Origin of the sequence: Photobacterium kasasachensis (assembly GCF_050336885.1) — a bacterium.
Taxonomy (GTDB): Bacteria; Pseudomonadota; Gammaproteobacteria; order Enterobacterales; family Vibrionaceae; genus Photobacterium; species Photobacterium kasasachensis.
Genome location: NZ_JAKJSH010000050.1, coordinates 1 through 5,366 on the forward strand (window position 1 = coordinate 1; position 5,366 = coordinate 5,366).

The following is a 5,366-nucleotide window of genomic DNA, read 5'->3' on the forward strand; positions in this document are numbered from 1 at the left end:
GGGAAGTATGTAATAAATTAGACTAGGAATTGCATATCTTAATATCTCTTTATCGATATAAACGAAAGCCAATCGAGACTCGAACCCTGCTAAAGTTAATAGATGACATAGCAGATCAGCTTGAGCATTACAGTGACCCATTCCATTTTTCACTGTGTCTTCTGGGGAGACCGTTTCAAAATCAGCCGTAAAACCAAACTTTATATGATCCCTAACCCAATTATGAAGCACTACTAGTAATTCAGTTTCAGAATTCGAATTTTGCTTAAAATTCCGAACTAATACTTCTAATGACACTCTACAAACCTCACTTATATACTTGACGGGTCGCTATAACTTGTATTTGCAGCTAACGCCGGGCATAAGGTGCGCTACGACCAACTCATCAAGCCCACTAAACTCCAAACCAAAACCGCCGAATGTAACGCGTCACCTTGATGCCTTTGTTAGCTGCATACTGCGCTTATTTGAGAGACAAGAAGTTCACAATTTTCTTCCAATCATGGTAATGCTGCAAGTATCTTGGGTTTGATAGATATCCATTGGGCTCTTTTCTAAGCTCTACCCATTCATTAGTTAAAACCCAAACATCAAACTTTGCAAGAGGTCTATAAGTATTACTACCTTCTATTTCTATCGCTTCATGATAAGGTTTATCAACAAGAATTAAAAAATCGAAATCTGTAGATGACAGCTTTAATGAAGATGTATTATTTGACCTATATTTCACTTGTAGTCGACATGATTTTTTTGTTTGGGGGTCTACTACAATTAAATCATACCCAGGCATGTTCGGGCTCGCCACTGATACTATATAACCAAGTTCGAGCATAATATAACCTGCAATATAAAGTTCAGCGCCTTCCCCTCGAATAGCAGCTTCGGTCTTTTTTTGCCTTAAATCAACTTCCCCGAATACGGTAGGGTTGTAATCTAACTGACTCTTAGCCCAGTTCAGTACTGTATGAAGTTTTGGGCTAAATCCACTTTCTGCTAATTCTGTACAATTTCCATCCTTACTACGTATAGTTACTATATATCGTTCTTCTTTACCTATAATTGAAAACCGCTCTACCCATACATGAACATCTTCACCTTTATAGAAGTAACCATCGAGTTCTCGCGATGATATCGTTCCACCTTCATCTTTAATTATGTCTATAAATCTCAAAAATTACTCCTGCAGCTAACGCCAGCCATAAGGTGCGCCACGACTAACTCACCAAGCGCACTGAACTCCATACCAAAAATGCCGAGTATAACGCGTCACACTTGATGGCCTTGTTAGGCATTTCCACGTATGACATCCAAACTTGGCTGATGAGTGTTCAACGACCCTGGCACCAAACGTGAGAAGCAGCAACCACGAATGTTCAACATTCATGATTGCTATCAACATCTTAAACCAGATAAATTTGCATGACAGCCTGATGAGAAACTTCTTTAGGCTGCATCTCAAGACTGAATACTTCAGAAACCGGCATGCCTTTCACTACGATGTAACGATTAATAGTGAGGTGCTTCATTGCCGGGCGAAAAGTAACAAAGAGAGAAACAACCTGCATTACCCCGAGTTTAATGGACAGCCTATCACTGAACGAATGGCTGAAGATTTCCCGTTCTTGAGCGATAAAGTCACGACAAGAGCCAAAAGTATCTTTTCAAGATGCCTAACGTCTGCAATAAGGTGCCCAACACTAAACTAACAAAGCACACCGAACCTCATACCAAAACCGACGAGTGTAACGGGTCACCTTGATTGCCTTGTTATGCAGCTGGTCAACAACAATACTCTGTAACCATCATAAACACTCACTACAACTGAAATTTATAAGTAACCCAACTCTTAACTACCTTTTTTTGTAACCTTTGTAAGAAGGACATTTTTCTGGTGGATTTAGGCTTTGATAGTTTTGCATATTCTAGCACTAAAGCTTTTGAACCATGGTGCTCAAAGTTAATTCGTATAGTGATTTCCCCAGATTTAGTAAATTTAAATATTGCTTCAACTTTACCCAAACCAAACACTGGGTGCTCTAACATCATTCCCGGTTTAACTTCGCCTACTCCGGTTACTATTACATAAGCAAGTTCAGTAGCATCCATTTTCTTTGACATTCATATCTCCAATGCCCCAATGATTTATAATTGCTTATTACGCATCGAGTAAATAGTAAACAATAAAAGATTGATCATAATTCCAACGATAAAGACTATTACGAACCAGGTTAGCCACAAATGAAACAATGAGCGCCAGTCAACAAAACCATCACAATGGAGCTCGCATTGAGGATTGTGCTGCCAACCGATATAGCACATCAAGAAACCTACAATCATTCCTAACAATGAGCTAATCGTAATTCCTTTAATGATGAAATTCATATTTTCTTCACTGCATAACGCCTGGGATAAGGTGCGCCACGGTGAACTCACCAAATCCACTAAACTCCAAACCAAAAATGCCGAGTCAAACAAGTCACCTTGATACCTTTGTTATGCAACTCCATCCATTAATACGATCATACTTGGCCGAAAATCTTTCCACGCGTGATAAATCTGCGGCATACAGGCAACAAATCCGGACTCTGATAATTCCGATTCACTTTCAACGATTTGGGCCAGAGAAACCTGCATGACAACCTGATACGGACTGGCTTGGCTGCTGCACCAAAACAATAGGCAAAGAGATGCGCCAACACTTTCACAGCAAAGTAACGTTGAAATTATGATATTGAATTGCCAGACTTCAAGGCAGCAAATATAACAACAACCTGCTTATCTTCGGACTTACAGGCAGCCTTTCGGCAAACAAATGGCCAGAGAAATCGTGGAAATGAGCGATGAACTATCTACCATTGAAAATCTTGGCTCTAGGTGCATAACGCCTGCAATAAGGTGCCCCGCACCAAACTAACAAAGCACACCAAACTTCATACCAAAAATGCCGAGTGTAACGGGTCACCTTGATTGCTTTGTTAACCGGCTACTCAGCATCATTCATGAACCTCCATACATTATCCACACCCTTATACAACATAAGGTTGACACTTAGAAACATCGTGTCTTTATCTGGGTTGGCTATTGGATACTTCTTTGCATGAATACTCGCATATTTCAGTCCCATTCTCTCAACAATAGGTTTAAATTTTGGCCAAATAAGTTCAGCTTTTCTCTGTAGCTCTTTCGGGTCAAGTGAGTTAGCACGGTAATTAAGCATTAAAACCCAATCCTCAGACCCGGTAACGTAAATCTTTGCCATTCCTTCTATTTGAACAACTTCACCGGTGGATAATGTTAAAGGGGTCGTTTTCTCTCTGAACCCAAGCCTCATCACTTCATTTTTAGTACTTGAATAGCTACCAAATGACACACAAACTAATAATAAACAAACTATGATTTTTAAAACTTTATCCATTTTGTTTCCCTGCCGGTTAACGCCTGCAATAAGGTGCCCACGAGCAACTTACCAAGCGCACCGAACTCCATACCAAAACCGCCGAGTGTAACGGGTCACCTTGATTGCTTTGTTAGGCATTTCCACATGTGAAATCTCTACTTGGCCGCCGAACTCTCAGCGTACTCCAGCGCCAACCGTGGGATACAGCACCTCTGAATATCAAGTGACATCAATACTATCAGCACCTTAAATCCAGCTAAATTTGCATGACACCCTGATGAAATACCAATCAAGGCTGCATCAGTAGACTGACAGGTTGAGTGAACGACAAATCTGTCACAGCGGTGTATCAAAGAAGCTAGGAATGTATATTGCCATCGTCAGAGGCAACAAAGAACGGAACAACCTGCATTTCTCCGAACGTTAAGGGCAGCCCTACGATGAACGAATGACCTAAGATTTCCCGTTCTTGGGCGATGCGGTTAAGACCAGATCCAAAAGCAGGCTTTTCCCATGCCTAACGCCAGCAATAAGATGTGCCCCACGGAACCAGCAAAGCGCACCGAACTCCGTACCAAAACCGCCGAGTGTAACGCATCACCTTGATTGCCTTGTTATACCCGTGACTCAGCAGACAAAGATCTTACCCACTTGCTTTCTCGTCCTTCACTTAAAGCAAGAAGCCTTTCTTCAACATGCTCTTTTGACCAAACCGCTGCACACTCTAACTCAATACAATCTTCTTTCGTTGCTGGTATCTCATTGCCATTTGTGTAAATAGAAAACTGCTTTGAGATAAGGTCAAACTTATAAAATTTAGGCTCAGATAATTCGATTTGGTTAGCTTCGATGCAGCCTACTTTAGACCAACCATTTTTACCCAAAGCATCTTTCATAACCCAAATCTTGAACAACTTTCCACCAAAGACTTCGCTGAAATCACTTTGAAGGACGTCATAAGAATTCTCAGAAAATGCGACAAGAGGCTCGGGTAGGACCAAGCCGTAGCTGAACTTTCCATTTGAGAGTGAAATTTGCACCACTTTGCCACACTCAAAGTTTTTAACCATAGTTTGTAATTTTCCTAAAGGGTATAACGCCAGCAATAAGGTGCCCCACACCGAACAAGCAAAGCACACTGAACTCCATACCAAAACCGCCGAGTGTAACGGGTCACCTTGATTGCTTTGTTATGGCTCCATTTCAACCAGTTAACCTAAACTTGGCACGCTACCGCCGAACGGAACTATTAGCCCGCCATATGATTAAGGCATCATACAACACACAAATGATATAAGTTTGAGATCACCCAGTTTTTGTCATAAACATCAAACATCTACCCTCTTGCCTGATGTTTTTTTGTACAAAAGATTATCTAAGATAACTAAAACAATAGTATCCGGACAAAGAATTGCTCTTGTTTGCGGATAGAAATCGGAAGCTTAAAGGGGGAGGTTTGAGGAGTTAATACTTGAAAACCCGAGTAAAACGAGAACTGTATCGCGATGAAATTTCAAGCATAACCAGCTCTGTGCGCTGTTGGTAACTCAGGCGTGTGGCGTACAAAACCAATAAACCTTACAGTTCGTTATACCGAAAAGCATGCAGGTATATAGCCTAAGAGACCGGCTTAACAGCCGCTAAGCATGACTCAATGAACTTGAAACGAATACCACGTTGCCTGTGCTACTAGGCCATAACGCCTGGGATAAGGTGCGCCACGATGAACTCACCAAATCCACTAAACTCCAAACCAAAAATGCCGAGTCAAACAAGTCACCTTGATACCTTTGTTATGCAACTCCATCCATTAATGCGACCTTGCTTGGCCGAAAGTTCTTCCACGCATGATTAATCTGCGTCATACAGGCAACAAATTCATACTCTGATAATTCCTGTTCACTTTCAACGATTTGAGTCAGAGAAACCAGCATGACAACCTGATACGGACTGGCTTGGCTGCTGCACC

At 41.4% G+C, this 5,366-nt stretch carries 6 protein-coding genes; all 6 read right to left on the reverse strand.

Annotation, left to right across the window (positions count from 1 at the left end; genetic code table 11):
- Positions 1 to 297 (reverse strand): transglutaminase domain-containing protein (locus tag L4D19_RS29960; RefSeq protein WP_428455429.1); only part of this gene is annotated, 297 nt, incomplete at its 3' end.
- Positions 298 to 463: 166 nt separating this feature from the next.
- On the reverse strand, positions 464 to 1,171 hold the full coding sequence (locus L4D19_RS29965; RefSeq protein ID WP_428455430.1) for a hypothetical protein: 708 nt from the start codon (positions 1,169 to 1,171) through the stop codon (positions 464 to 466).
- A 229-nt stretch (positions 1,172 to 1,400) separates the two neighbouring features.
- Positions 1,401 to 1,565, reverse strand: coding sequence for a hypothetical protein (locus tag L4D19_RS29970; protein WP_428455431.1), 165 nt, complete (start codon positions 1,563 to 1,565; stop codon positions 1,401 to 1,403).
- Positions 1,566 to 1,815: 250 nt separating this feature from the next.
- Positions 1,816 to 2,118, reverse strand: coding sequence for a hypothetical protein (locus tag L4D19_RS29975; protein WP_428455432.1), 303 nt, complete (start codon positions 2,116 to 2,118; stop codon positions 1,816 to 1,818).
- An 865-nt stretch (positions 2,119 to 2,983) separates the two neighbouring features.
- Complete coding sequence (locus L4D19_RS29980) at positions 2,984 to 3,415, reverse strand: hypothetical protein (RefSeq protein WP_428455433.1); 432 nt, start codon at positions 3,413 to 3,415, stop codon at positions 2,984 to 2,986.
- A gap of 596 nt (positions 3,416 to 4,011) precedes the next feature.
- Positions 4,012 to 4,467 carry an Imm26 family immunity protein gene (locus tag L4D19_RS29985; RefSeq protein WP_428455434.1) on the reverse strand — a complete coding sequence of 152 codons (456 nt, stop codon included), beginning with the start codon at positions 4,465 to 4,467 and terminating at the stop codon, positions 4,012 to 4,014.
- Positions 4,468 to 5,366: the final 899 nt, after the last annotated feature.

What these genes read in the sequence shown, in the direction of transcription:
- L4D19_RS29970 (WP_428455431.1), bottom strand. Translation starts at nt 1,565, where the DNA reads ATGCAGGTTGTTTCTCTCTTTGTTACTTTTCGCCCGGCAATGAAGCAC.
- L4D19_RS29975 (WP_428455432.1), bottom strand. Translation starts at nt 2,118, where the DNA reads ATGTCAAAGAAAATGGATGCTACTGAACTTGCTTATGTAATAGTAACC.
- L4D19_RS29985 (WP_428455434.1), bottom strand. Translation starts at nt 4,467, where the DNA reads ATGGTTAAAAACTTTGAGTGTGGCAAAGTGGTGCAAATTTCACTCTCA.
- L4D19_RS29980 (WP_428455433.1), bottom strand. Translation starts at nt 3,415, where the DNA reads ATGGATAAAGTTTTAAAAATCATAGTTTGTTTATTATTAGTTTGTGTG.